We start from the raw sequence: 24947 nt of genomic DNA, 5'->3' as shown, positions 1-24947 counted from the left end.
TTGAACCTGTTGGAGACCGTCCGTGTTCATTTCTTCCGCTTACGCCCAGGCCGCCACCGGCGGCGACACCCAATCCACCATCATGGGCATGCTGCCGCTGGTGTTGATGTTCGTGGTGCTGTATTTCGTGATGATCCGCCCCCAGATGAAGCGGCAGAAAGAGCACAAGGCCATGGTCGAGGCCCTGGCCAAGGGCGACGAGGTCGTGACCGCCGGGGGCTTCCTGGGCAAGGTGTCCAAGATCGGCGAAATCTACGTGAGCGTGGAACTCGCCACTGGCGTTGAAGTCCAGATGCAACGCTCGGCCGTGACGCAGGTGCTGCCCAAGGGCACTATTAAGTAAGAAGTAAGGACCACCCCCGCGCCGCGCCGCACTCGCGGCGCGTCACCCCCTCAAGGGGGCAATGCGAGCGGCCCGGCGGAGCCGGTTCCGCCGCATTCTGGATAGAAGCCACCTCTGCCCTCAGGGCCTGTCGCCATGAACCGTTATCCGCTCTGGAAGTACCTGATCATCGCTTTTGCGTTGGTGATCGGCTTGCTGTATGCCCTGCCCAACGTCTTCGGTGAATCGCCGGCCGTCCAGGTGTCGGCGGGGCGGGCCACGGTGCGTGTGGACGCGGCCACGGTCACCCAGGTCGAGCAGGCGCTGGCTGCCCAGGGACTCAAGCCGTCGCTGATCCAGCTGGATGGCAACTCGGTCAAGGCCCGCTTCGAGTCCACCGACGACCAGATCAAGGCGCGCGATGCGCTGGAGCGTGCGCTCAACCCCGATCCGACCAGCCCGAGCCACGTGGTCGCGCTCAACCTGCTGCCGCGCACCCCCGCCTGGCTGGCTGGCCTGAACGCTGTACCCATGTACCTGGGCCTGGATCTGCGCGGCGGTGTGCATTTCATGCTGCAGGTGGACATGCCCGCGGCCCTGCAGCGGCGCGCCGACGTGCTGGCCGCCGACCTGCGCTCCGCGCTGCGCGAAAAGGGCGTGCGCCACGGTGGCGTCAACCGCAATGGCCAGACCATCGAGCTGCGCGCACGCGATGAAGCCACGGCGCAGGCGGTGCAGAACGTGATCCAGGACCAGTTTCCCGACCTGCAGCTGGTGCAGCTGCCTGAGGGCGGTGAGCTCCGTCTGGTGGCGACCCTCAAGCCGGCGACGGCGCTGCTGGTGCAGGATCAGGCGCTCAAGCAGAACATCACCACCCTGCACAACCGCATCAACGAACTGGCCGTGTCCGAGCCGGTGATCCAGCAGCAAGGGGCCGACCGCATCGTGGTGCAACTGCCCGGCGTGCAGGACACCGCCAAGGCCAAGGACATCCTGGGCCGCACCGCCACCCTGGAGGTGCGTCTGGTCGACGAAAGCGCCGAAGGCCTGGCCGCCGAGCGTGGCACAGGCGCGGTGCCGTTCGGCTCCGAGCGTTACCCCGAGCGCAGCGGCCGGGCCGTGATCGTGAAACGCGAGGTGCTGCTCAGCGGCGAAAACCTCACCGACGCGCAGGCCGGCTTCGACAGCCAGACCCAGGAGGCCGCGGTGCACCTGACGCTCGACGCCAAGGGTTCGCGCATCTTCCGCGACGTCACGCGCGACAACGTGGGCAAGCGCATGGCCATCATTCTGTTCGAAAAGGGCAAGGGCGAGGTGGTGACGGCGCCGGTGATCCGCACCGAAATCGGCGGCGGCCGGGTGCAGATTTCGGGCGCGATGACCACGGTGGAGGCCAGCGACACCGCGCTGCTGCTGCGCGCCGGCTCACTGGCCGCCCCCATGGAGATCATCGAGGAGCGCACCATCGGCCCGAGCCTGGGCGCCGAAAACATCGCCAAGGGCTTCAACAGCGTGATGTGGGGCTTCGCGGTGATCGTGGTCTTCATGTGCGTCTACTACATGCTGTTCGGCGTCTTCTCCAGCTTGGCGCTGGCGTTCAACCTGGTGCTGCTGGTGGCGGTGTTGTCCATGCTGCAGGCCACACTGACGCTGCCGGGCATCGCGGCCATGGCGCTCGCGCTGGGCATGGCGATCGACTCCAACGTGCTGATCAACGAGCGGGTGCGCGAAGAGCTGCGCAACGGCTCATCGCCGCAGTCGGCCATCAACGCCGGCTACGAACACGCCTGGGGCACCATCCTGGACTCCAACGTCACCACCCTGATCGCGGGCGTGGCCTTGCTGATCTTCGGCTCCGGCCCGGTGCGCGGCTTTGCGGTGGTGCACTGCATCGGCATTCTCACCAGCATGTTCTCGTCGGTGTTCTTCTCGCGCGGCCTGGTCAACCTCTGGTATGGCCGCCAGAAAAAGCTCAAGACCGTGTCCATCGGCACCGTCTGGCGCCCCGATGGCGCCAACGCCGTCGCCAAGGCCGATTGAAGACTTGTTGAAGGTAAAGCACCATGGAACTCTTCCGCATCCGCCGCGACATTCCGTTCATGAAGCACGCCATCGTGCTCAACGCGATCTCGGCCATCACCTTCGTCGCTGCCGTCATCTTCCTGGTGACCCGGGGCCTGAACCTGTCGGTGGAATTCACCGGGGGTACCGTCATGGAAGTGGCCTACGAGCAGCCCGCCGACCTCGCCGCCGTGCGCCAGGTGGTGGAGTCGCTCGGTTATGCCGAGGTGCCGGTGCAGAACTTCGGCTCCGCCCGTGACGTGCTGCTGCGCCTGCCGGTGCAGGCGGGCAAGAGCTCAGGGCAGCAGAGCGAGGCCGTGCTGGCCGCCCTGAAGGCGCAGAACCCGGCGGTGGCGTTGCGTCGCTCCGAGTTCGTGGGGCCACAGGTGGGGCAGGAACTGGTGGAGGACGGGCTCAAGGCGCTCGGCATGGTGATCGTCGGGATCATGATCTACCTGGCGTTCCGCTTCGAGTGGAAATACGCCGTGTCGGCCATCATCGCCAACCTGCACGACGTGGTCATCATCCTGGGCTTCTTTGCCTTTTTCCAGTGGGAGTTCTCGCTGGCGGTGCTGGCGGCGGTGCTGGCGGTGCTGGGTTATTCCGTCAACGAATCCGTGGTGATCTTCGACCGCATCCGTGAGAGCTTTCGCCGCCACCGCAAGAAGACGACGCCCCAGATCATCGACCACGCCATCACCTCCACCATCAGCCGCACGATCATCACGCACGGTTCCACCCAGATCATGGTGCTGTCGATGTTGCTGTTCGGTGGCCCGACGCTGCACTACTTTGCGATGGCGCTGACCATCGGCATTCTCTTTGGCATCTACTCCTCGGTGTTCGTGGCGGCCGCCATCGCGATGTGGCTGGGCATCAAGCGCGAGGACCTGATCAAGGGCGGTGGCACCCGCAAGGAAGGCGATCCCGATGATCCCAACGCCGGTGCTGTCGTATAAGCGCGAACAGGCCCCGGGGTTGCGGGTATGTGCGGGCCCGCAGGGCTGAGCGGCGGAGTGCTTTCGTGTCATACTGAAACCATTGTGTCGTCACCCGATCAGAACGTCTCGTCCCTAGCCAAACAGGCGCGTGAACTCTTCGTGGTTCAGGTGGGCCGCGCCCTTCCCGAACTGGTCAAGGCCTGCGACACCCGACTCACCACCATCCTCGATCAGGCCGGTCCCGCGCGCGAAATGCAGGAGCGCCGCGACGCCTGGACCGCTTTCCAGAAGAACCAGACCGCCTGGCTCAACCAGAGCCGCAAGGCGTTGCAGCGCACCCTGCTGCCCCGCTTCAGCCAGTCGGGCCACGAGGTCAGCACACCGGGCCGGCTGGAGTTGATGGCCGAAGGGGTCATGGACGACCAGATCATGGCCTCGCGGCTGGCCATGCGGGTGTTGGACCTCGCGTCCACCGAGCTCAACGAATTGCGCCTGCGCATTCAGCATCTGGAAAAGCGCCAGGAGTTGCCGCGTGGCGACGTGCTGCTGCCCGACGTCACGGCCCGCATCCTGGTGGACCAATGGCTCGACGTGCACATGACCCGGGAAAGCTGGGCCCTGGTGCAGGACGCGCTGGCGCCGCTGATGGCCAAGAAGCTGCTCGAAGCCTACGAGGCCACCAACGAGTTCCTGGTCTCCAGCGGGGTCATGAAAGAGATTGACCTGCAGGCGCTGGTCAAACGCACGCCGGGCAGCCGTTCGGCCGTCCCGTCCCAACCCAGGAGCGCCGCAAGTGCCGGTACCCCAGACACGCAGGGGCGTGCCACAGGCCAGGGGCCGGGTTCGGCGTCGGCCTCGCGCTCCGATTCAGGCCGCAGTGGCCCATCGAGCTCCTCACACGGAAGCATGTCGTCGTCCAGCATGGGGGTTCACGACGAAACCCGCATGATGACCGGTGCGTCGCCACTGGCCCGAGCCCGCATGCGGGCCCAAGGGGTGATGGGCCGGCTCAAGCGCATGCTGATGGACAAGGTGGGGGGCGACTTCGAAGCCACGCAGCTGGTGCCTCCGTCACCGGCGCTGCAGCAGGCCATGCAGCAGCCCCTGCCGATGATCAGTGTCAATGCCGGGTTGCCCAACATGGGGGACGGCGGCGGGGGTGTGGCCTATATGGACGCCACCCACGTGGAACAGGCCGCCCGGGTGCTGCGCCAGCGCACGACCGAGCTCAAGGAGGCGGCTTCCACACCGACCGAAAAGGCCACCATCGAGGTGGTGGCGCTGATGTTCCAGAGCATCCTGGCCGAGGAACGCATTCCGCCGAGCGTGCGGGTCTGGTTCGCGCGGCTGCAGATCCCGGTGTTGCGCGTGGCCCTGGCCGAGCCCGAGTTCTTCAGCGCCCTGCAGCACCCCGCGCGGCGCCTGATCGACCGTATGGGTTCCTGTGTGCTGGGTTTTGAGTCCAACGTCGGCTCGGCCGCCCTGGAGGCCGAGATCAAACGTGTGGTGCAGGTGATCGAGCAGTACCCCGAAACGGGTCGGCGGGTGTTCCAGCTGGTGCTCGACGAATTCCAGAAATTCCTTTCCACCTACCTCAGCGAAACCGGCAGCGCCAGCCGTTTTGTCAGCGTCGCGCAGCAGGTGGAGCAGAAGGAAACCCTGTCGGTCCAGTACACCATCGAGCTGCGCAAGCTGCTCGATGAGGTGCCGGTGCGCGACGAGGTGCGGGACTTCCTGTTCAAGGTCTGGGTGGACGTGCTGGCGGTGGCCAGCGTCAAGTACGGCCTCAAGCACGAGGAAACCACCTCGCTCAAGCAGGTCGCGACCGATCTGCTGTGGGCGGCCAGCGCCAAGCCCAACCGCAACGACCGCGCCCGCGTGATCCAGCAGCTGCCGGGCCTGCTGCAGCGCCTGCGCCAGGGCATGGGGCTGCTCGGGTACCCGCCCGGGCTGCAGGACCAGCACATCAAGTCCGTCAGCGATACCCTGGCCGATGCGTTCATGTCGCGCACCGAACCGATCTCCCAGGAAAGCCTGGACCACCTGTCCGACCGGTTGGCGAACCTGGAAGACTACATCCCCGAGAACGGCATGGGGGATCTGGATCTGGACAACGAGAGCATCGAGATGATCACCGGCGTGGACGCCAGCAACATCGAGGTGATCAGCCAGGGCGGCAGCCAGCCCACCGAAGCCATGCGCGCCTGGGCGGTGGAGCTGCAGATCGGTTCCTGGTTCGCGCTGGACCACAACGGCAAGCTCCACAATGTGCAGCTGGCCTGGCGCAGCGAGCGCGGTCAGCTGTTCATGTTCGTCACCAACGGCGGACGCTGTTTCCTGATCCAGTCCAACCGGGTCGCGGCCTATCTGCAGGCCGGCCTGCTGGTGCCCAGCGAGGAAGAAGCGCTCACGGTGCGGGCCACGCGCGACGCGCTGGCCAAGCTCGACGCGAATCCCGAGCGGCTGCTCGGGTGATCCCCCCCCGCGCCGCACCTGCGGTGCGTCACCCCCCAGGGGGCAACGCTGGCGGCCCGGCAAAGCCGGTTCCGCGGCGTTCTGGCTTGAAGACACCTCGCCCCGGAGGCGGTTGGGTGCTCCGGCAGGCTTTAGCTCTGGCCTGTTCGCTGCAGCAGGCCGCCGGGCATCCGGCTCACATCGCCATCCAGTTCCAGCTCCAGCAAACGGGCCTGCAAGGTGGCGGTGTCCAGTCCGGTGCGGGCCTGCAAGGCGTCGAAGCTCACCGGGTCGTACCCCATGGCATCGAGCAGGCTGTCTGGTCGCGTCGGGGTGTCGGGCGCCGTGGCCGCCGGTGCTTCGGCCATGCGCAGATCTTCCAGAATGTCCTGCGCCGACTCCACCAGCTTGGCGCCCTGGCGGATCAGCGCATGGCAGCCGCGCGACTGCGGCGCATGGATGGACCCGGGAATGGCGAACACCTCGCGCCCCTGCTCGGCCGCCAGCCGCGCGGTGATCAGGGAGCCCGACTGCACCGCCGCTTCCACCACCAGCGTGCCTTGTGAGAGGCCGGCGATGATGCGGTTGCGCATCGGGAAGTGGGCCGGCAACGGCGGTGTGCCCAGGGGAAACTCGCTGACGATGGCGCCCTGCGCGGCGATGCGGTGGGCCAGTGCGAGGTGGCGTTTGGGGTAGACCCGGTCCAGGCCGGTGCCGACCACGGCCACCGTGGGCGCTCCGGCGTCCAGGGCGCCGGTGTGCGCGGCCCCATCCACCCCCAGCGCCAGGCCGGACACCACGCACACGCCGGCCTGGCCCAGCGCAAACGCGAACTGGCGCGCGTTGGTTTCGCCCTGCGGCGTCGGATTGCGGCTGCCCACGATGGCCAGCCGACGCGGGTGGCTCAGCGCCTCGGGGAGGCCCTGCACGTACAGCAACAAGGGCGGGTCCGCCATTTGCAGCAGGTCGGGTGGAAAGCGCGGATCGGCCAGCGTGAGCACGTGGCGATCCGGCGATGCGGCCAGCCAGGCCATGAGGCGCTCCAGCTGGGGCTCCAGGTCGTCGGGCGGCGTCTGCAGGGATTGCGCGATCCGGCCCGACACCACCGCCGACAGCGCGTCAATGGACTGCTCGAACACCGCCTCGGGCAGGCCGAAGGCGCTCAGCAGTCTGCGCGCATGTTCCGGGCCCACGCCGGGCGTGAGCAGCAGCCGCAACCAAGCGGCCAGCTCGTCCCTGCTCATGGAGGGATCAGGGGTTGGTGAAGCGGTCGCCCACCTTCACGCCATCGGCGATCTGCAGCACCAGGGCGTAGGACACCTTGTCGAAGGTGCGGAACACCATCATCAGGCCGTTGCGCTCGCCGGGCAGGCGCAGCGTCGGCCGGCTGTCGTCGGTCTTGTCGGTCAGGGTGTCGCTGTCGCTCAGCAGGGCCAGCACATGGCCGCGTTCGATGCCGTGTTCACGGCCCCGGTTGATGGCCACCACCTGGTTCTGCGCCGCGAACGTCACCGCGTTGCCGTAGACCGAAACGATTTGGCCGGTCTGGGGGCTGCTCGGTGCGGTCGGCACGTAGTGCGGGAATTCGCGCGGCGGCTCGGGCAGCATGCGGTCGCCCACGCGCATTTCTTCCTTGGCCGAGATGATGTCGATCGTCGCCGGGACGATCTCGCCCGCAGGGGCCTTGGCTGGGGCGGCGGCGCTGGCGGGCTTGTCCCGCTCGATGTTGGCCGCGGTGCGCTCGAACTGCGGGGTGTAGACATCCTGGGTCGCGGGCTGGGCGGGCTGGGCTTTGGCCGGTGCCACCGCAGCCGCCTTGCGCGATTCGTCCCGGACGATGTAGGCCTTGCCGACGTACTGCGCCTCGTAGGCGAGAACCTCGCCCGTGCTGGGGTCCTTGAGCGGAACGGCGTTGCGGAAGACCCGGTAGTCCCTCGGTTTGCCCGCTGCGGTGCTCAAGGGCTCGACCTCGGTCTGGGCGTTGTCGCCGTAGAACGAGCGCGCATAGGCGCGGTCTCCACGGCTGAGCAGCACGCGGCTGTCTCTGGTGGCCACGATCCGGGGCGCCTTGGCGAACGTGGCCTCGTCCACGATCAGGGGTTCGGTGAGGAAGGCCTCAATGGCCTGCAGCGAAATCGGGGGAATGGCCGAGTCGGACAGGCCTTCGTAACGGGTGCGCGGCGACACGCGCACGGTCTGCGGTTCGCCGTTGTCGCCAGGGCGGCGCGTGCTCAGGCGGGCGCGGCCACCCGATTTGTCGAGGTACAGCACCTGGCCCGGGTAGATCAGGTGCGGGTTGCGGATGTCCTGCAGGTTCATGCCCCAGAGCTCGGGCCAGCGCCAGGGGCTCTGGAGGAAGATGCTGGAAATGCCCCACAGGGTGTCGCCGCGTTTGACGGTGTGGCTGTCGGGCGCGTTGGGCGCCAGCTCGTGCAGTGGCACGCCGGACTCGGCCACCAGGGTGGCGGTGGCGCGCTGGTCTTGCGTGATCGGGTAGTTCTGGGCCCAGGCCGTTGCGCTGGCCAGCGTGGCGAGCACGGCGACGGCGCAGGCCAGCGGGCGCAGGGTTTGGATCGGACGGAAATCGGCGGACGCGCAGGTTTTCAATGGCATGTGTGGGCCCTGTGGCAGTCGCCACCGCGGCCCGAACCTTGCCCGCAAAGGGGGTGGCGGCACCAGCGCGGTCGCGCTTTTGACTTGACAATTCGCATTTGATTTTGCGCCCAAGCCCTTGATTAGGCAATGTTTATGGCGTTCGGGCCCCACGCCCCGGTTCAAAAGTGGCGAAAATAGCGACAAACCACAACCCGCTCACCGCGCCGCACCGGCGGCCCGCCGGGTTGGCCCCATTTCCGATCCTCAATGGCCGCGACCGACCATGACTTCGCCGACTTTGCTCAACATCCTGCGCTACCCCGATCCGCGACTGCACACCGTGGCCAAACCCGTCCAGGCGGTGGACGACCGCATCCGGGGGCTGATCAGCCTGATGTTCGCCACCATGTACGAAGCCAGTGGCATCGGCCTGGCCGCCACCCAGGTGGACGTGCATGAGCGCCTGGTCGTGATCGACGTCAGCGAAACGCGCGACCAGCCACTGGTGCTGATCAACCCCGAGATCGAATGGGCCAGCCCGGAAACCCGCAAGGGCGAAGAAGGCTGCCTCTCGGTGCCCGGCATCTACGACGGTGTGGAGCGCTCGGTGGCGGTGCGGGTGCGCGCCCTCGATGGCGAGGGGGTGGCGCGCATCATCGAGGCCGAGGGCATGCTGGCCGTGTGCATCCAGCACGAAATGGACCACTTGATGGGCAAGGTGTTCGTGGAATACCTGTCGCCGCTCAAGCGCAACCGCATCAAGAGCAAGCTGGTCAAGGCGCAGCGTGAGATGGAGCGGTCGTGACGACCGTGAACCCATGAGGATCATTTTCGCGGGCACACCGGATTTCGCCCGGGTGGCGCTGGAGCGCCTGCACGCGGCGGGTTTCGAGATCGCCCTGGTGATGACCCAGCCCGACCGGCCGGCCGGTCGCGGCATGAAGCTGCAGGCCTCGGCGGTGAAGCAGTTCGCCCTGGCGCACGGCATGCCCGTGGCCCAGCCGCGCAGTCTGCGGCTGGATGGCAAATACCCCGAGGACGCGGCCGCGGCGCGCGAGGCCATCGTGGCCGCTCGGGCCGACGCCATGGTGGTGGCCGCCTACGGCCTGATCCTGCCGCAGTGGGTGCTGGATGTCATGCGGGCCGCCAGCGCTTCAGGTCCAGGTCTGGGCTGCCTCAACATCCATGCCTCGTTGCTGCCGCGCTGGCGCGGCGCCGCGCCGATCCACCGGGCCATCGAAGCGGGTGACGCGGCCACCGGCGTGACCATCATGCAGATGGACGCCGGGCTGGACACCGGCGACATGCTGCTGGTGGAGCGCCTGCCCATCGGCGAAGCCGAAACCACGGGCGACCTGCACGACCGCCTGGCCGAACTGGGCGGGCGGCTGATCGTCGAGGCGCTGGAACTGGCCGCCTGCGGTGGCCTGCGCCCGGTGCCCCAGCCCGCCGAGGGCGTGAGCTACGCGCACAAGATCGAAAAAACCGAGGCCAGCATCGACTGGTCCCTCCCCGCGGCGGCCATCGCGCGGCGGGTACGGGCCTTCAACCCGTTCCCGGGGGCCTCCTTCGCCCTGGCGGGCGAGCCGGTGAAGCTGTGGGCGGCCCATGCCGAAGCGGCCCCGGTGCCGACCGCGGGCGTGCCCGGGCAGGTGCTGGCCGTGGGGCCCGAAGGCATCCGGGTCATGACCGGCGAGGGTGTGCTGGTGCTCACCGAGCTGCAGCGCGCGGGCGGCAAGCGCCTGGGCGTGGCCGACTTCCTGCGCGGCTTTTCCCTCGAAGCCGGGCAGGTCCTGGACGGTGTGGCCCCGCAGGTCGTGGCGGGCTGATCCGGCGTGTTCTACCTGCGCGAGCACCGCCAGCGCGCGGAATTCCGGGAGGGTGTGCGCGATCAGGCCACGGTGGCCATGGGCATCGCCGCCTGGGGCCTGATGACCGGCGTGGCCATGGTCAAGTCCGGGCTGTCGGCGCTGGAGGCGCTGCTCATGACGCTCATCGTCTACGCCGGCAGCGCCCAGCTCGCGGCCGTGCCCATGATCGCCGCGGGCGCGCCGCTGTGGGTGATCCTGGCCGCGGCGTTCTGCGTCAACCTGCGCTTCATGGTGTTCTCGGCGCATCTGCGGCCCTACCTGATGCACCTGCCGCGCTGGCAGCGGCTGGTGTCGGGCTACGTCACCGGCGATCTGAGCTACGTGTTTTTTGCCCGCCGTTTCCCCAAGCCGGGCCAGACACCGCAAGAGCTGGCGCGCCAGCAGGCCTATCTGATGGGCAATTGCGCGGTGAACTACGTGGCCTGGATGCTCTCCAGCGTGGTGGGGGTGCTGTTGGCCAACGCCATCCCGACCGCGTGGGGCCTGGGCTTCGCCGGCATCCTGGCTTTGCTGGGGGTGCTGAGTTCGCTGGCGAGCTCACCGCTGCGCATCGTCTCGGCCGGCGTGGCCGGCGCTGCGGCGGTGGCGGCCTGGGCCCTGCCGCTCAAGCTCAACATCCTGGTGGCGATCGCCAGCGCGGTGGCCATCTGCCTGGTCATCGAAAGCCGGGCATCGGGGGGCGCCGCGCCAGGGGGGCGGCATGTTTGACCTCAACCCCTGGACCCTGCTCACCATCGTGGCGATGGGCGTCGTCACGGTGATCACCCGTGGCTTCTTCCTCATCTCCAGCAAGCCCTGGACCTTGCCGCACTGGGCGCAGCGCGGCCTGCAATACGCGCCTATCGCCGCCCTGTCGGCGGTGGTGATCCCGGAGATCGTGATGACGCAGGGCCAGCTCATCCACACCTGGCAGGATGCGCGCCTGTTCGCCGCCGCGGCCGGCGTGGCCTGGTTCGTCTGGCAGCGCGGCGTGCTGGGCACCATCGTGGCCGGCATGCTGGTGTACCTGCCGCTGAAGATCGGGCTGGGCTGGTAGGTCGCGCGCTGCCGGAAACCGGACCCGGTGAGCGAGAATGGGCGAGTGGCGGACTTTTCTTAAGAGAGGCTTAAGAAAGCTTGCCGATAATCGGGAGGCGTCAGGGTTTTCCCTTGGGCGCCGTTGTTGCTGACCGGCAGCAGACCCAGATGATTCGTGAATGGTGACCCAGAACATGTCAGCTCCCAGCCCGGCGGCGAGCCTTGCGGTGCCCCCCAGCGCCACCCCCCTGATCTCCGTGTTGATCCCGGCCAAGGACGAGGCCGGCAACATCGGCCAGCTCGTGACCGAGGTGGTGGACGCCCTGCGGCCCGTGTGCGGGTTCGAGATCGTGCTGGTGGACGATGGCAGTGGCGATGCCACGGCGGCCGAGTTCGCGCAGCGCTGCACCGCGCTGGGCGCCGCCGCCCAGCTGATCCGGCACCAGGCCAGCGTGGGGCAGAGCACGGCGCTGTCCACCGCCGCCCAGCATGCCCGGGGGCGTTACCTGGTCACCATCGACGGCGACGGCCAGAACGATCCGGCCGACATCCCGGCTCTGCTGCGCCAGGCGCAGGCCCTGGAGGCGGGGGGCGCGCATTTCTGCATCGCGGGCTTTCGCCACCAACGCAAGGACACCGAGTGGAAGAAGATCCAGTCGAAGATCGCCAACGCCGTGCGCCGCCAGATCCTGGACGACGGTGTGCCCGACACGGGCTGCGGCCTCAAGCTGATCCCGCGCGCGACCTGGCTGCGGCTGCCCTACTTTGACCACATGCACCGCTACATTCCCGCGCTGGTGCGCCGCCTGGGCGGCCGCATCGCGGTGGTGCCGGTGAACCACCGCCACCGCACGGCCGGCGTGTCCAAGTACACCGCCTGGAACCGCGTGTGGGTGGGCATCGTCGACATGTTCGGCGTGCGCTGGCTGACCCGGCGCAGCAAGCAACCGGTGGTCGCACAGGTGGAAACCATCGGTGAAATCTAGCGCCAAACTGCTCGTCAAGCCGCTGGGGCTGACGGCTGTGCTGACGCTGGCCTTTGCCTCCCTGCATTACGGCTGGTGGGGATCGTTCACCGAAGAAGACCTGTTGCGCCAGCTGTTCCAGCAGCACTGGGCCGTGGCCTGGCCGGTGTTCGCCCTCGGCGGCATCCTCTACACCGCGGCGGGCGGCCCGCGCCAGGTGCTGGCCTTCAGCTGCGGGTATCTGCTCGGGGGCTTCGTGGGCGGGCTGGTGAGCGCTGCGCTCACCGGGTTCGGTGCGCTGCTGACCATGGCGGTGGTGCGCCAGATGGGCCTGGACTGGATGCGCCAGCGCCATGGCGAGCGCATCGAACTCTTGCGCCGGGTGTTGGCCGAAGACACCTGGCTCTGGATCTGCATCGTCCGGCTCATGCCGGTGGGCAGCAATCTGCTGACCAACGTCGCCGCCGCCTTGGCGGGCCTGAGCCGGCGCGGGGTGTTCCTGGGTAGTCTGCCGGGTTATCTGCCGCAGTCCCTGCTGTTCAGCTACGCCGGGCGCGGCGTGGCCCTGCAGGACAGCTCCAAGATCTGGATGAGTTTTGCCCTGCTGGTGGGCTCCAGCGTGCTGGCCTGGTACCTGTACCACCACGGTTTCAAGCAGCGGCTGGAAGCATTCAAGGCCACCCCCGCGCTGCGGCTGCCTCGGGCCGTTGGCGCTGCGGACCTGATGGAGCGCAAACCCCATGACCTCTGACGCCACCGTGCGCCGCCAGACGCTGTTCTGGCTGGCGGCCACGGCCCTCGTGTTGCTGGCCGGCATCGGCCTGCGCTACCCCTGGCCGGCCGACGAGCCCCGCTTCGCCCAGATCGCCCGCGAGATGGTCGAGGGCGGCCAGTGGCTGTTTCCCACCCGGGGCGGCGAGTACTACCCGGACAAACCGCCGGTGTTCATCTGGTTCAGCGCCTTGTGCTACGGGCTGCTGGGTGACCTCAAGCTGTCGTTCCTGCTGCCCAGCGCGCTGGCCTCGATCGGCACCCTGTGGCTGGTGCACGACCTGGGCCGGCGCCTGTGGAATGCGCCAACCGCCCTGTTCGCCGTGCTGGTGCTGGTCTTCACGCCGCAGTTCCTGCTGCAGGGCAAGGCCGCGCAGATGGACGCGCTGGTCACGTTCTGGATCACGCTGGGCTGTTATGGCCTGCTGCGCCATTTCCTGACCGGGCCGCACTGGCGCTGGTACTTCCTGAGCTGGGTGGCCATGGGCCTGGGCATCATGACCAAGGGTGTCGGCTTCCTGCCGCTGCTGATGCTGCTGCCGCTGGCGCTGTGGAGCCATGCCCCTCCCTGCGCCGCTCCGCGTCTTCCCCCCGAGGGGACCGCACCTGCGGCCCGGCAAAGCCGGTTCCGTGGTGCGTGCTGGAGCTGGAGGCTGCTGCTGGGCTTGCCGGTGATGCTCGCGGTGATCGCGCTCTGGCTGGGGCCGATGCTCTGGCAGGTGCACAGCGTCGGCACCGACACCATGGTGGTCTACCGCAACGACCTGCTGTTCCGCCAGACCGGCGAACGTTTCGTGAACGCCTGGCACCACGTCAAGCCCTGGCACTATTTCTTCTCCCAGGCGATTCCGACCGTGTGGTTCCCGCTGCCGCTGCTGATGCTGGTGTTCTGGCGGCCGCTGGCGGGCCTGCTGCGGGAGGACCCGAAGCTGCGCGTGCTGCTGGCCTGGGTCGGGCTGGTGCTGCTGTTCTTCTCGCTCAGCTCGGGCAAACGTGAGGTCTACATCTTGCCGGCGCTGCCCATGTTGTCGCTGGTGGTGGCGGTGCTGTGGGGGCGGGTGCGCGAACGCGCGCTGGCCTTGAAGATCGGCACCGTCCTGCAGGGGCTGCTGATGGCGCTGGCCGTGCTGCTCGCCGGCCTGGGCCTGGCCCTGCTGCTGGCGCCGCACCGCCTGCCGGCGCGGCTGCAGGACTATGGTGAGCTGCTCGGCGCGGCGGCCTACCCGCTGATCGGGCTCGGGCTGGCGTGGCTGGCCCTGCTGCTGTGGCTGCGCCGCGCCGACCTGTTCGTGCGGCTGGCGGCCAGCAGCCTGGCGGTCTGGCTGTTCGTCTCGCTGCTGGTCTGGCCGCTGGTGGACCCGTACCGCACCCCGCAGCGCCTGATGCAGCAGGTCGAGCAGCGGCTGCCCGCCAATGCCGAGCTGGGCCTGCTCTATTTCAAGGAGCAGTTCCTGCTCTTCGCCGAGCGTCCGCTGACCCACTTCAGCTACCTGGCGCCGCTGGCGGAGCAGGAGAAAAACGCCTGGATCTGGATGCGCGAGGCGCCCCAGCGCCACCTGCTCGTGCCCACCGACGCCGAGCTGGGCTGTTTCGACGTGACCCGTGCCGTCTCGCTGGGCGAGGCGCACCGCCGAGAATGGGTGCTGCTCGGGCCCGACACCCTGGCGAGCGCCTGTGGCAGCCCGCGCAAGGCCCAACGTTTCGTCTACCGCCCCGTGACGCGCGGGGTCCTGCCATGACCGCTTTGACCTCCCACGCCGTTGGCCCCGTGCTCGTCACCGGTGCCGCCGGTTTCATCGGCTTTCACCTGAGCCAGCGCCTGCTGGGCCTGGGGCTGCAGGTGCACGGTCTGGACAACCTGAACGCCTACTACGAACCCAGCCTGAAGCAGGCCCGCCTGCGGCAGCTGCAGGCCCGGCCGGGCTTTGTGTTCCACGCGCTGGACCTGGCCGACCGCGACGCCATGGCCCGGCTGTTTGCCACGCACCGCTTCGAGCGCGTGGTGCACCTGGCGGCCCAGGCCGGCGTGCGCTACTCGGTGGACCACCCCATGGCCTACCTGGACAGCAACCTGGCCGGCATGCTCACCGTGCTCGAAGGCTGCCGCCACAGCGCCGTGCCGCACCTGGTCTACGCCTCGTCGAGCTCGATCTACGGCGCCTCGCGCCAGATGCCGCTGCGCGAAGACCAGGTCACCGACCAGCCGATCTCGCTCTACGCCGCGAGCAAGAAGGCCAACGAGCTGATGGCCTACAGCTACAGCCACCTCTACCAGATCCCGGCCACGGCGCTGCGGCTGTTCACGGTGTACGGCCCCTGGGGCCGGCCCGACATGGCGATCTTCAAGTTCGTGCGCGCCATCCTGGCGCACCAGCCGATCGACGTCTACAACAACGGCCAGATGCGCCGCGACTTCACCTATGTGGACGACGTGATCGACGCGGTGGTCCAGGTGATGGCCGTGCCCCCGGTGGCCAGCGCGGGCGCGGCGGCGCACCGCGTGCTCAACGTGGGCAACAGCGCGCCGGTGAGCCTGCTGGACTTCATCGGCTGCATCGAAAAGGCCACCGGCATCGAGGCCATCAAGCGTTTCCTGCCCATGCAGCAGGGCGACGTGCCCGAAACCTGGGCCGACACCACCGCGCTCGAACAGGGTTTCGGCGTGCGGCCCCACACCGAACTGCAGCTGGGCGTGCAGCGTTTCGTGGACTGGTACCGCGGCTACTACGGCGACGGCCCCACCGTCTGACGCCGGCCCGCCGCCATCCAGGGCCGTGCCGCGTGCCAGCCCGCCAGGCTGACGCCAGCGCAGATCAGCAGCGTCCACAGCGTGTGGCTGGGGTGGTGGGCCCCGCGCAGGGTTTGTGTGGCGCCCGCCACCAGCCCCACCAGCAGCACGGCGGCCAGCACGCCCCAGCCCCGCCGTGCCGAGCGGGCCGTGGTGTGCGGCGGTGCCAGCCAGGGCAGGCACAGCGCCAGGAAGGCGAAGGCGCTGGAGGCGTGGCCACCCGGGAAGCAGCGGCCACCGCCGCCGTCCCCGGCCCAGAGGTTCCAGTGAGACACATAGCTGGCCTGGCCGCCGAACAGCTGCAGCTCCCAGGGGCAACTGGTGCGGCTGCTGGATTTCACCAGGTTCACCGCCAGCAGCGACAGCAGCACCAGCAGCACCACCACCCCCCGCTCGCGCCGCGCCACTCCTGGCCAGATGCCCCCTGGCCCGGCGGGCCAGAGCGCCCAGAGCCCGAGCAGCGCCAAAAAACCGAACGCCACGCGGCGCAGGCCGTCGTGCAACACCGCCTCCAGCAGCCAGTGGTGGCGCCAGGCAAACCCGTCGGGGTGGCCGATGGCCTGCATGATGGCGAGGTCGGCGCCCGAGAAATCCCACCACAGGGTCAGCACCAGCAAGGTGGCCCAGGCCTGGAGCAGGCGGGTGTGGGTCGGCGGAACCGCCGCCAGGGTGGGGTTGTGGGTCGGGGCGTGCATGGGGCACCATCATCGGTGGGCCGCTTTAAGGGGTGCTTAAGCGCGCTTCGGATAATGGTTTCTTTTTCACCGGGGCCCAGAGCCCTCTCATGACATGCGCGCACTTGTGGTGGAAGACGATACCGGCATCGCCAGCGGCCTGACCGTGTCGCTGCGCCAGGCCGGTTACGCGGTGGACGTGTGCCAGACCCTGGACGCGGCCTGGGCGGCGCTCTCGGTGGAGCCGTTCGACGTCATGCTGCTCGACCTGGGCCTGCCCGATGGCGACGGGCTGGACCTGCTCGCGCGCCTGCGCCGCCAGCGCGAACCCGCCGCCGGACACGACGCCCTGCCCCACAGCGACATGCCGGTGCTGATCATGACCGCGCGCGACGGCGTGAGCGACCGCATCAGCGGGCTGGACAGCGGCGCCGACGACTACATCGTCAAACCCTTCGACGCCAACGAGCTGCTGGCCCGGCTGCGCGCCATGCTGCGCCGCGCCAGCGGGCGCAGCAAGCCGGTGATCGAGCACGGCGACCTGGTGCTCGACCCGGCCAACCGCACCGTCGAACGCGCGGGCCAGCCGGTGGCCCTGGGCGGGCGCGAGTTCGCGCTGCTGCTCACCCTGCTGCAGGCGCGCCCGCAGGTCCTTTCAAAATCGCGGCTGGAGTCGGCGCTGTACGGCTTTGGCGAATCGCTGGAGAGCAACGCGATCGAGGTGCACGTGCACCACCTGCGCCGCAAGCTGGGCGACGCGCTGATCAAGACCGTGCGCGGCGTGGGCTACTTCATCCCGCGCGAGGACGCCCCCCCGGCGCCGGGCAAGGCGGACGCGGCGTGAACCTCGCCTCGACGCCACGGCCCGCGCGCCAGCCCGTGCTGCGCCGCTACATCCTGAGCTGGACGCTGGGCGCCCTGCTGGTGGTGTGGCTCACGCTGATCGCCGTGGCCGCGGCCACCGGGTTTCGCGAAACCCGCAAGTTCTCGGACGGGCAACTGGTGGCGATGGCCCGCTTGTGGCTCGAAGCGGCGCCCACCGGGACCACCCGCAACAGCATCCCCGAATCGGCCGGGGTGGATCACGAGTACATGCAGGACGTGGCCGTGCTGGCCTGGGAGAACGGCCGCCTGGTGGCCGACACCCACCGCATGGCGCCGGGCCTGAACCTGAGCCGTTTGCCCTTGCACGGGTTTTCCACCGTGACGCTCCAGACCGAACACGGCGTGGGGGAATGGCGCTCCTACGGTGTGCAGCTCAACGTGGGCGGGCGCCAGCGCCGCGTGCTGGCGCTGATGGACATGGACAAGCGCTTCGAGCTCGGCAAGGACATCGCCAAACACGTGGCGCAGCCCGCGATCCTGGTGCTGCCGCTGGTGGCCCTGGTGCTGTGGTGGACCATCCGGCGCGGCCTGCGCCCGCTCGACCGCCTCTCCAGCGAGGTCGAGGCGCTGGACGGTTTTGCCGGCCAGCGGCTGGACACGCAGCACCGCTTCCGCGAGTTCTTCAGCACCGTGGCGGCGATCAACACCCTGGTGGACACGCTGCAGACCCGCGCCCAGCGCGAGCGCGAGTTCGCCTCCGACGTGGCCCACGAGCTGCGCACCCCACTGTCGGCCATCGCGCTGCAGGCCAGCGCGGCCCAGCACGGCGCCTCGCGCGAGCAACTGGCCCAGCTGGAGCAGGAGGCCCTGCGCGCCGGGCGCATCCTGTCCCAGCTGCTGGACCTGGCCCGGGCGCAACGCACCGGCGCCGACGGCCCGGGCGGCGTCGTGGCGCAAAGCGTGGCCCTGGGCGCCGTCGCCAGCGACCTGATCTCCCGCCACGCGCAGCTGGGCTACGAGACCGACCACGAGCTGTCGCTGGTGCAGCCCGCGACCGCGGTGGAAGTCGTGGTGCCGCCCATGCTGCTGGAGCTGGCCTTGCGCAACCTGATCGAAAACGCCCTGCGCCACACCCCGCGCGGCACCCAGGTGTGTGTCGAGGTCTGGCAAACGCCGCAGGCGGTGGGGGTTTCGGTCAGCGACGACGGCCAGCGCGGCGGCCCGCCACCGCTGGACACCAGCCCGCCCGGTGGTGCCCGACTGGCGCCCGCGGACACCTCCGGCCTGGGGCTGGGCCTGCGCCTGGTCGAGCGCATCGCCGAACAGATGGGCGCGGGTTTCGAGCGCGATGCGGGCCAGTCACCCATGACCACGCGCTTTACCCTGCGCTGGAAAAGGTAGGGAAACACCCCCGCCGCGCTGCGGTGAAAGGGCGGCGCCGCGCTCGATAAGGTGGGCTTAATTTCGCCCCTCCAACATGGCAAGGCCAGCATGTGCTGGTGCTTTCGGTCTTGTCCATGCAGGTCACTCGGCCCCTTCTTTTTGTCAGCTTCCGCCCGAGCGCGCGCGGCGTGGACACGTCCGTTCCGCCGGCGGACCGGTGGCCGGCGGCTGTGGTCTGGCCGCTGGCGCTCTGGCTTGCCGTGCCGGGCAATCTGCCCTTGTGGCAGCGCATCGCCGGCATGGAGGGCGGCCCGGCGCATCGCGTGTGGCTGTTCGCCAGCTTCGCGCTGTTGTTGACCGGCGCCATCGCCGCGCTGCTGTCGCTGCTGGCCTGGCCGCGCCTGTTCCGGCCCGCGGCCAGCGGGTTGCTGCTGGTGGCGGCCTTCAACACCCACTTCATGTGGCAGTACGGCGTCGTGATCGACCCGACCATGTTCGCCAACGTGGTGCAGACCGACGTGCGCGAGGTGCGCGACCTGCTCTCGCTGTCACTGCTCGCCACCGTGCTGCTGGTGGCGGCGCCGCCGCTGTGGTGGTTGTGGCAGCGCCCGCTGCGCGCGTGCGGCCCGTGGCAACAGACCGCGCGCAACACCGCCGGCGCGCTGGCGGGCCTGGGGCTGGCGCTGCTGATGGCGCTGCTGAGCTACCAGGACCTGGCCTCGCTCATGCGCAACCAGAAGGCGCTGCGCTACATGGCCAACCCGCTCAACACTGTGTACGCCGCCACCCGGCTCGCGGCCGACCAGTGGCCGCGGCAGGCGCACGCGCTGCAGCCCGTGGGCGAAGACGCGCGCCTGGGCGCGAGCTACGCGCAACAGCCGCGCCCGCCCCTGCTGGTGCTGGTGGTCGGCGAGACCGCGCGCGCCGACAACTTCATGCTCGACGGCTACGCGCGTCCCACCACCCCGGCGCTGGCGCGCTGGCAGGCCCAGGGTGATCTGGTGAACTTCAGCCAGGTGCATTCCTGCGGCACCAACACCCAGGTCTCCGTGCCCTGCCTGTTTTCACCGCTCACGCGCCAGCAGGGTGGCGACCAGACTCCCGAGCACGAAAACCTGCTCGACGTGCTGCAGCGCGCGGGCCTGGCCGTGCTCTGGCTGGACAACCAGTCGGGCTGCAAGGGGGTGTGTGACCGCGTGCCACACGCCAGCACCCTGGCGCTCCAGGTGCCCGGCCTGTGCGAAGACGGCGAGTGTTTCGACGACGTGATGCTGCAGGGGCTGGACGAACGCATCGCCGCGCTCGACCCGCTGCGCCGCGCGCGCGGCGTGGTGGTGGTGATGCACCAGATGGGCAGCCACGGCCCCGCGTATTTCAAGCGCACGCCCGCCAGCCACAAACCGTTCCAGCCCGAGTGCCGCAGCAACACGCTCTCGGACTGCCCGGTGGAGCAACTGATCAACGCCTACGACAACACCGTGGCCTACACCGACCACTTCCTGGACCAGACGCTGCAATGGCTGCAGACCCAGGCCCGGAGCGGGCGCCACGACACCGGCCTGATCTACCTGTCGGACCACGGCGAGTCGCTGGGCGAAAACGGCCTGTACCTGCACGGCGTGCCCTACAGCTTCGCACCCGAACAGCAGACCCATGTGCCCATGGTGGCCTGGCTCTCGCCGGGGCTGCGCGAGCGCTCAGGCCTGTCGCTGGACTGCCTGCGCGGCCACGCCGCCGACCCGATCTCGCACGACCACTTCTTCCATTCGGTGCTGGGCCTGATGGACGTGCACACCCAGGCCTACCGGCCGACGCTCGACGCCCTGGCGCCCTGCGTGGCGCCGCACGTGCAGGCCGTCGAGGTCAAGCCGCCATCGGCAGGCTGAGCGTCACCCGCAGCCCGCCCAGCGTGGAGGGCTGCAGCCGCAGCTGGCCGCCGTAGAGCTGCGCCAGCTCGTCCACGATGGCCAGACCCAGGCCGGAGCCGGGCACGGTTTCGTCCATGCGAACCCCACGCGCGAGCACCGCGGCGCGGGCGGCTTCGGCGATGCCCGGCCCGTCGTCTTCCACCGCCACGCACAGCCCGTCGGCCGTGGCCGTGGCGCTGATCCGCACCGTGGCGCGCGCCCACTTGCAGGCGTTGTCGAGCAGGTTGCCCAGCATCTCCTGCAGGTCCTGCTCTTCGCCCGCGAAGGCCAGCGCGTCGGGCACGCCCGTGGTGTCGATCCGCAGCCCGCGCGCGGCGTGCACCCGCTGCATCACGCGCACCAGCCCGGCGGCCACCGGCGCCAGCGGCGTGCGCAGGCCGGGCAGGCGCTGCGCGGCCGCGGCGCGCGAGCGTGCGAGGTGCCAGTCGATGTGGCGGCGCGCGGTGGCCACCTGTTCCTGCACCAGCCGCGCCAGCGCCGCGTCGCCCGGGCTGGCCTGCAGCGACTGCGTGGCCGCTTGCCCCAGCACCGCCAGCGGGGTCTTGATGGCGTGCGCCAGATTGCCGGCGTGGGTGCGCGCGCGCGCCACCACCTCGGCGTTGCGCTCCAGCACGCCGTTGAAATCGTCGATCAGCGGCTGCACCTCGGCCGGAAAGCGGCCCTGCAACCGCGCCGCCTGCCCCTCGCGCACCTGGGCCAGCGCGCGCTGCAGGGCGCGCAGCGGCGACAGCCCCACCGCCACCTGCGCCAGCGCGGCCAGCACCAGCAGCAGGCCCAGCACCAGCAAGGACGTGGCGAGCACGCCGTTGAAGCGCGCCACGGCCTGCAGGCTGTCCTGCGTGTTGGCCGCCACCACCAGCCGCCAGCGCGCCTCGGGCTGCTCGTCCGGGCGCACCGTGCGCTCCAGCATCAGCACCGCCGCGCCTTGGGGCCCAGTGCCTTCGTGCGCGTGCAGCGCGCCGTCGGCCAGATCGTCGGGGTGCAGTTCCAGCCGGGTGTCCCACAGCGAGCGCGAGCGCAGCACGCTGCTGCGCGCCTGGCCGTTGGTGCTCATCTGGTCGATCTGCCAGTACAGCCCCGAATACGGCTTGTGCCAGCGCGGGTCCGACAGCGTCCGCGGGTCGATCAGCGGTTGCCCGGCGGCGTCGAACTCCAGCCGCGCGGTGAGTTGGTCGAGCTGCTGGGTCAGGCTGGCCTCGAACTGGCGCATCACGTGCTGGCGGAACAGGCCCGCGAGCCCCCAGCCGGCGAGCAGCAGGGCCAGCGCCAGCGCCACCAGCGTGGCCGCGAGCAGGCGGAAACGCAGGGAGCGGGTCCAGCGCACGCGGTTCATGGTGGCGGGGGTGGAGGCGGGACCAGCCGGTAGCCCAGCCCGCGCACGGTCTCGATGCAGGCCTGGGGCAGCTTCTTGCGCAGCCGGCCCACGAACACCTCGATGGTGTTGGAGTCGCGGTCGAAGTCCTGGGCGTAGATGTGTTCGACCAGTTCGCTGCGCGAGACCACCGTGCCCGGGCGGTGCATCAGGTAGGCCAGCACCTTGTACTCATGGCTGGTCAGGGTCACGGGCTGGCCGTCCAGCGTGACGCGGCCGCTGCGCGTGTCCAGCGCCAGCGCGCCGCACTGCAGCACCGGCGAGGCCTGCCCGCTGGCGCGGCGGATCAGCGCGCGCAGGCGCGCCAGCAGCTCTTCCAGGTGGAAGGGCTTGGTCAGGTAGTCGTCGGCGCCGGCGTCGATGCCGGCCACCTTCTCGTGCCAGTTGTCGCGCGCGGTCAGGATCAGCACCGGCATCGTGCGCCCTGCATCGCGCCAGCGCTTGAGCACCGACAGCCCGTCGAGCACCGGCAGGCCCAGGTCGAGCACCACCGCGTCAAACGCCTGCGTGTCGCCCAGGTAGTGGGCCTCGCGCCCGTTGTCGGCCTCGTCCACCGCGTAGCCCGCGTCCACCAGGCCCGTGCGCAGCTGCGCGCGCAGGGTGGGTTCGTCTTCGACCAGCAGGATGCGCATGGGGTGGGGCAGGAGGGTTCTCAGCGGGGCGGGCGATGCCCGTCAATGCCATTGTGATCGCGGCGCTTGCTGCGCAGCACGTCGGCGGTCCGCGCGTCGAGCAGCAGCTTGAGCAGCCGCCCGTCCGCTTGCAGCAGTTTGATTTCGTAGAGCCAGCGCTCGCCGTCGTGCTCCAGCTCCACTTCCAGCACCTGGCCCGGGTGTTCGCGCTCCAGCCGCTCCAGCACCGTGCGCAGGGGCAGCACCTGCCCGGCCTGCACCGCCTGCCGCGCGCGCTCGTGGTCGTCCTCGCCACGCGCCCAGGCGGCGGTGCCGCCCGCCCACAGCGCGGCCACGGCCACGGCGCAGGCCACGAAGCGGCGGGTGCGGGGAGCGGTGGGGTTCGAGGGCATGGCGCGATTGTCGGGCCGGCATTCTGAACGGCAAATGAACACGGTCTTCAGACAAGGTTCAAGCGGCCTTTCCAACAATGCCACCCATTGCGACACCGTTCCAAAACCTCTCTTCGGAAAGCCCCCCAACCATGACCCCGATCCGTCCCTCCTTCATCCGCACCGGCCTCACGGCCATCGCCCTGGGCAGCGCTCTGCTGTCCCCCGTTGTCCAGGCCGCCGACACCTCGGCCGCCGAGCAGCTGCAGCGCTGGAGCGCGCAGGCCGGCAGCCCCGGCAACGCCGGCAAGGGCCAGGTCTTTTTCAACAACCGCCAGGGCGGCGAGTGGTCCTGCGCGTCCTGCCACGGCACGCCGCCCACCACCCAGGGCAAACACGCCAACACCGGCAAGGTGATCGCACCGCTCGCGCCGGCCTTCAACCCCAAGGCGTTCACCGACACGGCGAAAGTCGACAAGTGGTTCAAGCGCAACTGCAACGACGTGCTCAGCCGCGAATGCAGCGCTGGCGAAAAGGCCGACGTGCTGGCCTACCTGAACAGTCTGAAATGACCGCCGGTCCACCCCGGCCTCTGGAGAACCCCATGAACACCCATCGCAACCTCCGATCCCTGCTCCTGACCGCTGGCCTGGGTCTGGTCGCGCTGTCGGCCGCGCACGCCGACAGCGGCCGCCTGCTGCCGCGCAACGTGCCGCAGGCCTACACGCAGGAATGCGCCGCCTGCCACACCGGCTACGCCCCCGGCATGCTGCCCGCCCGCTCGTGGCAACGCATCATGAGCGGGCTCGACCGGCACTACGGCACCGACGCCTCGCTCGACGCCGCCACCGTGCAGCAGCTGACCACCTGGCTGGTGGCCAACGCCGGCACCTACAAGCGCGTGGCCGAGGCACCGCCCGAAGACCGCATCACCCGCTCGGCCTGGTTCGAGCGCAAGCACGACGACATCGCCCCGTCCGTCTGGAAGCTCGCCAGCGTGAAGAGCGCGGCCAACTGCGCGGCCTGCCACACCGGCGCGGACAAGGGCGACTACGACGACGACAACCTGCAGTTCCCGGCCGGGCTCGACGCCCGTTCGCGCCGGGCCTGGAACGACTGAGCCACGGAGCAACACCATGTCCCCCCACGTTCGACACCTCATGTCATCACCGCCCCCCAAGGGGGCACAAGCCGCCTTGGAGGCGGCGCGCCAGGAGGCCTGATCATGCAAGTCAACCCCTCTTTCCATGCCGCTTCCAGCCCGCGGCGCGCCGCCGCCGCGCCGAGCCGCCTGGTCACCGATGCGCCCACGCGCATGTTCCACGGGCTGTTCGCCCTGAGCTTTCTGGGCGCCTACCTCACCGCCGACGGTGAACACTGGCGGCTGCTGCACGTCACCCTGGGCTACACCATGGCCGGCCTGCTGGTCTTTCGCGTGCTCTATGGCCTGTTCGGCCCGCGCCAGGCGGGGCTGGGCCTGCTGTGGCGCAAGCTCGGCGCCGCGCCGGCCTGGCTGCGCTCGGTCCGCGCGGCCGTGCCCCGGCGCTCGTTGGCCGGCGTCAACGGGCGCCAGGGCCAGAACCTGCTGATGGCGGTGGCCGTGGTGGCCCTGCTGGCGCTGGTGGTGCCAATCACCCTCAGCGGCTACGGCACCTACAACGACTGGGGCGACGTGCTCGGCGGCGACTGGCTCGAAGAGCTGCACGAATTCTTCGGCGAAGCCATGCTGTTCGTGGTGCTGGCCCACCTGGCGCTGATCGGGGTCCTGAGCCTGCTGCGCCGCAAGAACCAGGCGCTGCCCATGCTGAGCGGCCGCGTCGAAGGCCCGGGGCCCAGCCTCGTGCAACACAACCGCCGCTGGCTCGCGGCCCTGCTGCTGATCGCGGTGCTGGCCTACGGCGCCTGGGAATGGCAGCAGTCGCCCAAGGGGCTGGTGTCGGCCCAGGCCCTGAGCAGCCTCACATCTGAAAACTGAAA

At 69.5% G+C, this 24947-nt stretch carries 24 protein-coding genes; 18 read left to right on the top strand and 6 right to left on the bottom strand.

Annotated elements, in window-relative coordinates; translation table 11 throughout:
* The first annotated feature begins 22 nt into the window (after positions 1 to 22).
* From yajC to KIH07_RS02250, 4 genes are all read left to right on the top strand, one after another.
* Positions 23 to 343 (top strand): preprotein translocase subunit YajC, encoded by a 321-nt coding sequence (yajC, locus tag KIH07_RS02265; RefSeq protein ID WP_226490415.1) that lies wholly within the window; start codon positions 23 to 25, stop codon positions 341 to 343.
* A 135-nt stretch (positions 344 to 478) separates the two neighbouring features.
* Positions 479 to 2362, top strand: coding sequence for a protein translocase subunit SecD (gene secD, locus KIH07_RS02260; protein ID WP_226490414.1), 1884 nt, complete (start codon positions 479 to 481; stop codon positions 2360 to 2362).
* Between the two features lie 23 nt (positions 2363 to 2385).
* On the top strand, positions 2386 to 3342 hold the full coding sequence (gene secF / locus KIH07_RS02255; RefSeq protein WP_226490413.1) for a protein translocase subunit SecF: 957 nt from the start codon (positions 2386 to 2388) through the stop codon (positions 3340 to 3342).
* Between the two features lie 84 nt (positions 3343 to 3426).
* Positions 3427 to 5799, top strand: a complete 2373-nt coding sequence (locus KIH07_RS02250; RefSeq protein WP_226490412.1) for a DUF1631 family protein — start codon at positions 3427 to 3429, stop codon at positions 5797 to 5799.
* Positions 5800 to 5930: 131 nt separating this feature from the next.
* Here KIH07_RS02250 and dprA read toward each other — a convergent pair whose 3' ends face one another.
* A complete protein-coding gene (gene dprA / locus KIH07_RS02245; RefSeq protein WP_226490411.1) occupies positions 5931 to 7022 on the bottom strand; it encodes a DNA-processing protein DprA in 1092 nt (363 codons plus the stop codon).
* A 7-nt stretch (positions 7023 to 7029) separates the two neighbouring features.
* Complete coding sequence (locus KIH07_RS02240; RefSeq protein ID WP_226490410.1) at positions 7030 to 8391, bottom strand: LysM peptidoglycan-binding domain-containing protein; 1362 nt, start codon at positions 8389 to 8391, stop codon at positions 7030 to 7032.
* 265 nt (positions 8392 to 8656) lie between these two features.
* Here KIH07_RS02240 and def point away from each other — a divergent pair, with 265 nt between their 5' ends.
* The 8 genes from def to KIH07_RS02200 all read left to right on the top strand — a co-directional run bounded on the left by def (position 8657) and on the right by KIH07_RS02200 (position 15746).
* Entirely contained in the window at positions 8657 to 9178 is a 522-nt protein-coding gene (gene def, locus KIH07_RS02235) for a peptide deformylase (RefSeq protein WP_226490409.1), read from the top strand.
* A gap of 13 nt (positions 9179 to 9191) precedes the next feature.
* A complete protein-coding gene (gene fmt / locus KIH07_RS02230; protein WP_226490408.1) occupies positions 9192 to 10202 on the top strand; it encodes a methionyl-tRNA formyltransferase in 1011 nt (336 codons plus the stop codon).
* Between the two features lie 6 nt (positions 10203 to 10208).
* The gene (locus KIH07_RS02225; RefSeq protein ID WP_226490407.1) at positions 10209 to 10952 is read left to right on the top strand and encodes an AzlC family ABC transporter permease; all 744 of its coding nucleotides are present in this window, start codon (positions 10209 to 10211) and stop codon (positions 10950 to 10952) included.
* Positions 10945 to 11280, top strand: coding sequence for an AzlD domain-containing protein (locus KIH07_RS02220; RefSeq protein ID WP_226490406.1), 336 nt, complete (start codon positions 10945 to 10947; stop codon positions 11278 to 11280). The genes KIH07_RS02225 and KIH07_RS02220 overlap by 8 nt, the downstream gene beginning before the upstream one ends.
* 175 nt (positions 11281 to 11455) lie before the next feature.
* Positions 11456 to 12247, top strand: coding sequence for a glycosyltransferase family 2 protein (locus KIH07_RS02215; protein WP_226490405.1), 792 nt, complete (start codon positions 11456 to 11458; stop codon positions 12245 to 12247).
* Positions 12237 to 12977: a TVP38/TMEM64 family protein gene (locus KIH07_RS02210; RefSeq protein ID WP_226490404.1), complete on the top strand. Its 741-nt coding sequence runs from the start codon at positions 12237 to 12239 to the stop codon at positions 12975 to 12977. Before KIH07_RS02215 ends, KIH07_RS02210 begins: the two co-directional genes overlap by 11 nt.
* Positions 12967 to 14736 carry an ArnT family glycosyltransferase gene (locus tag KIH07_RS02205; protein ID WP_226490403.1) on the top strand — a complete coding sequence of 590 codons (1770 nt, stop codon included), beginning with the start codon at positions 12967 to 12969 and terminating at the stop codon, positions 14734 to 14736. The genes KIH07_RS02210 and KIH07_RS02205 overlap by 11 nt, the downstream gene beginning before the upstream one ends.
* Entirely contained in the window at positions 14733 to 15746 is a 1014-nt protein-coding gene (locus KIH07_RS02200; protein ID WP_226490402.1) for an NAD-dependent epimerase/dehydratase family protein, read from the top strand. Before KIH07_RS02205 ends, KIH07_RS02200 begins: the two co-directional genes overlap by 4 nt.
* On the opposite strand, the gene KIH07_RS02195 is transcribed toward KIH07_RS02200, so the two are convergent.
* Positions 15722 to 16480, bottom strand: a complete 759-nt coding sequence (locus KIH07_RS02195) for a phosphatase PAP2 family protein (RefSeq protein WP_226490401.1) — start codon at positions 16478 to 16480, stop codon at positions 15722 to 15724. The two genes, KIH07_RS02200 and KIH07_RS02195, sit on opposite strands and share 25 nt — an antisense overlap.
* Before the next feature lie 94 nt (positions 16481 to 16574).
* On the opposite strand from KIH07_RS02195, the gene KIH07_RS02190 reads away from it, so the two are divergent.
* The 3 genes from KIH07_RS02190 to KIH07_RS02180 all read left to right on the top strand — a co-directional run bounded on the left by KIH07_RS02190 (position 16575) and on the right by KIH07_RS02180 (position 20553).
* The gene (locus tag KIH07_RS02190) at positions 16575 to 17303 is read left to right on the top strand and encodes a response regulator transcription factor (protein ID WP_226490400.1); all 729 of its coding nucleotides are present in this window, start codon (positions 16575 to 16577) and stop codon (positions 17301 to 17303) included.
* Entirely contained in the window at positions 17300 to 18685 is a 1386-nt protein-coding gene (locus KIH07_RS02185; RefSeq protein WP_226490399.1) for a sensor histidine kinase, read from the top strand. The genes KIH07_RS02190 and KIH07_RS02185 overlap by 4 nt, the downstream gene beginning before the upstream one ends.
* Positions 18686 to 18855: 170 nt before the next feature.
* Positions 18856 to 20553, top strand: coding sequence for a phosphoethanolamine transferase (locus tag KIH07_RS02180; RefSeq protein WP_226490398.1), 1698 nt, complete (start codon positions 18856 to 18858; stop codon positions 20551 to 20553).
* On the opposite strand, the gene KIH07_RS02175 is transcribed toward KIH07_RS02180, so the two are convergent.
* From KIH07_RS02175 to KIH07_RS02165, 3 genes are read right to left on the bottom strand one after another with little or no spacing between them, the layout of a single operon-like run.
* The gene (locus tag KIH07_RS02175; RefSeq protein ID WP_226490397.1) at positions 20531 to 21928 is read right to left on the bottom strand and encodes a sensor histidine kinase; all 1398 of its coding nucleotides are present in this window, start codon (positions 21926 to 21928) and stop codon (positions 20531 to 20533) included. The two genes, KIH07_RS02180 and KIH07_RS02175, sit on opposite strands and share 23 nt — an antisense overlap.
* The gene (locus KIH07_RS02170; RefSeq protein ID WP_226490396.1) at positions 21925 to 22599 is read right to left on the bottom strand and encodes a response regulator transcription factor; all 675 of its coding nucleotides are present in this window, start codon (positions 22597 to 22599) and stop codon (positions 21925 to 21927) included. Before KIH07_RS02170 ends, KIH07_RS02175 begins: the two co-directional genes overlap by 4 nt.
* A 20-nt stretch (positions 22600 to 22619) precedes the next feature.
* Positions 22620 to 22991, bottom strand: coding sequence for a PepSY domain-containing protein (locus KIH07_RS02165; RefSeq protein WP_226490395.1), 372 nt, complete (start codon positions 22989 to 22991; stop codon positions 22620 to 22622).
* Between the two features lie 131 nt (positions 22992 to 23122).
* On the opposite strand from KIH07_RS02165, the gene KIH07_RS02160 reads away from it, so the two are divergent.
* From KIH07_RS02160 to KIH07_RS02150, 3 genes are all read left to right on the top strand, one after another.
* A complete protein-coding gene (locus KIH07_RS02160; protein ID WP_226490394.1) occupies positions 23123 to 23542 on the top strand; it encodes a DUF1924 domain-containing protein in 420 nt (139 codons plus the stop codon).
* 32 nt (positions 23543 to 23574) lie between these two features.
* Positions 23575 to 24090, top strand: coding sequence for a diheme cytochrome c (locus tag KIH07_RS02155; protein WP_226490393.1), 516 nt, complete (start codon positions 23575 to 23577; stop codon positions 24088 to 24090).
* A 105-nt stretch (positions 24091 to 24195) separates the two neighbouring features.
* Positions 24196 to 24945: a cytochrome b/b6 domain-containing protein gene (locus tag KIH07_RS02150; RefSeq protein WP_226490392.1), complete on the top strand. Its 750-nt coding sequence runs from the start codon at positions 24196 to 24198 to the stop codon at positions 24943 to 24945.
* The last annotated feature ends 2 nt before the right edge of the window (positions 24946 to 24947 follow it).

The sequence above is a fragment of the Hydrogenophaga taeniospiralis genome, assembly GCF_020510445.1.
GTDB lineage: Bacteria > Pseudomonadota > Gammaproteobacteria > Burkholderiales > Burkholderiaceae_C > Hydrogenophaga.
The sequence above is the reverse complement of the archived record's forward strand: the minus strand, read 5'-3'. Positions and strand labels throughout refer to the sequence as shown.

Excerpts from the sequence above, each read along its gene's own strand:
- secD (WP_226490414.1), top strand. The coding sequence starts at position 479 with ATGAACCGTTATCCGCTCTGGAAGTACCTGATCATCGCTTTTGCGTTG.
- secF (WP_226490413.1), top strand. The coding sequence starts at position 2,386 with ATGGAACTCTTCCGCATCCGCCGCGACATTCCGTTCATGAAGCACGCC.
- dprA (WP_226490411.1), bottom strand. The coding sequence starts at position 7,022 with ATGAGCAGGGACGAGCTGGCCGCTTGGTTGCGGCTGCTGCTCACGCCC.
- KIH07_RS02240 (WP_226490410.1), bottom strand. The coding sequence starts at position 8,391 with ATGCCATTGAAAACCTGCGCGTCCGCCGATTTCCGTCCGATCCAAACC.
- def (WP_226490409.1), top strand. The coding sequence starts at position 8,657 with ATGACTTCGCCGACTTTGCTCAACATCCTGCGCTACCCCGATCCGCGA.
- fmt (WP_226490408.1), top strand. The coding sequence starts at position 9,192 with ATGAGGATCATTTTCGCGGGCACACCGGATTTCGCCCGGGTGGCGCTG.
- KIH07_RS02220 (WP_226490406.1), top strand. The coding sequence starts at position 10,945 with ATGTTTGACCTCAACCCCTGGACCCTGCTCACCATCGTGGCGATGGGC.
- KIH07_RS02215 (WP_226490405.1), top strand. The coding sequence starts at position 11,456 with ATGTCAGCTCCCAGCCCGGCGGCGAGCCTTGCGGTGCCCCCCAGCGCC.
- KIH07_RS02205 (WP_226490403.1), top strand. The coding sequence starts at position 12,967 with ATGACCTCTGACGCCACCGTGCGCCGCCAGACGCTGTTCTGGCTGGCG.
- KIH07_RS02200 (WP_226490402.1), top strand. The coding sequence starts at position 14,733 with ATGACCGCTTTGACCTCCCACGCCGTTGGCCCCGTGCTCGTCACCGGT.
- KIH07_RS02195 (WP_226490401.1), bottom strand. The coding sequence starts at position 16,480 with ATGCACGCCCCGACCCACAACCCCACCCTGGCGGCGGTTCCGCCGACC.
- KIH07_RS02190 (WP_226490400.1), top strand. The coding sequence starts at position 16,575 with ATGCGCGCACTTGTGGTGGAAGACGATACCGGCATCGCCAGCGGCCTG.
- KIH07_RS02175 (WP_226490397.1), bottom strand. The coding sequence starts at position 21,928 with ATGAACCGCGTGCGCTGGACCCGCTCCCTGCGTTTCCGCCTGCTCGCG.
- KIH07_RS02170 (WP_226490396.1), bottom strand. The coding sequence starts at position 22,599 with ATGCGCATCCTGCTGGTCGAAGACGAACCCACCCTGCGCGCGCAGCTG.
- KIH07_RS02165 (WP_226490395.1), bottom strand. The coding sequence starts at position 22,991 with ATGCCCTCGAACCCCACCGCTCCCCGCACCCGCCGCTTCGTGGCCTGC.
- KIH07_RS02160 (WP_226490394.1), top strand. The coding sequence starts at position 23,123 with ATGACCCCGATCCGTCCCTCCTTCATCCGCACCGGCCTCACGGCCATC.
- KIH07_RS02155 (WP_226490393.1), top strand. The coding sequence starts at position 23,575 with ATGAACACCCATCGCAACCTCCGATCCCTGCTCCTGACCGCTGGCCTG.
- KIH07_RS02150 (WP_226490392.1), top strand. The coding sequence starts at position 24,196 with ATGCAAGTCAACCCCTCTTTCCATGCCGCTTCCAGCCCGCGGCGCGCC.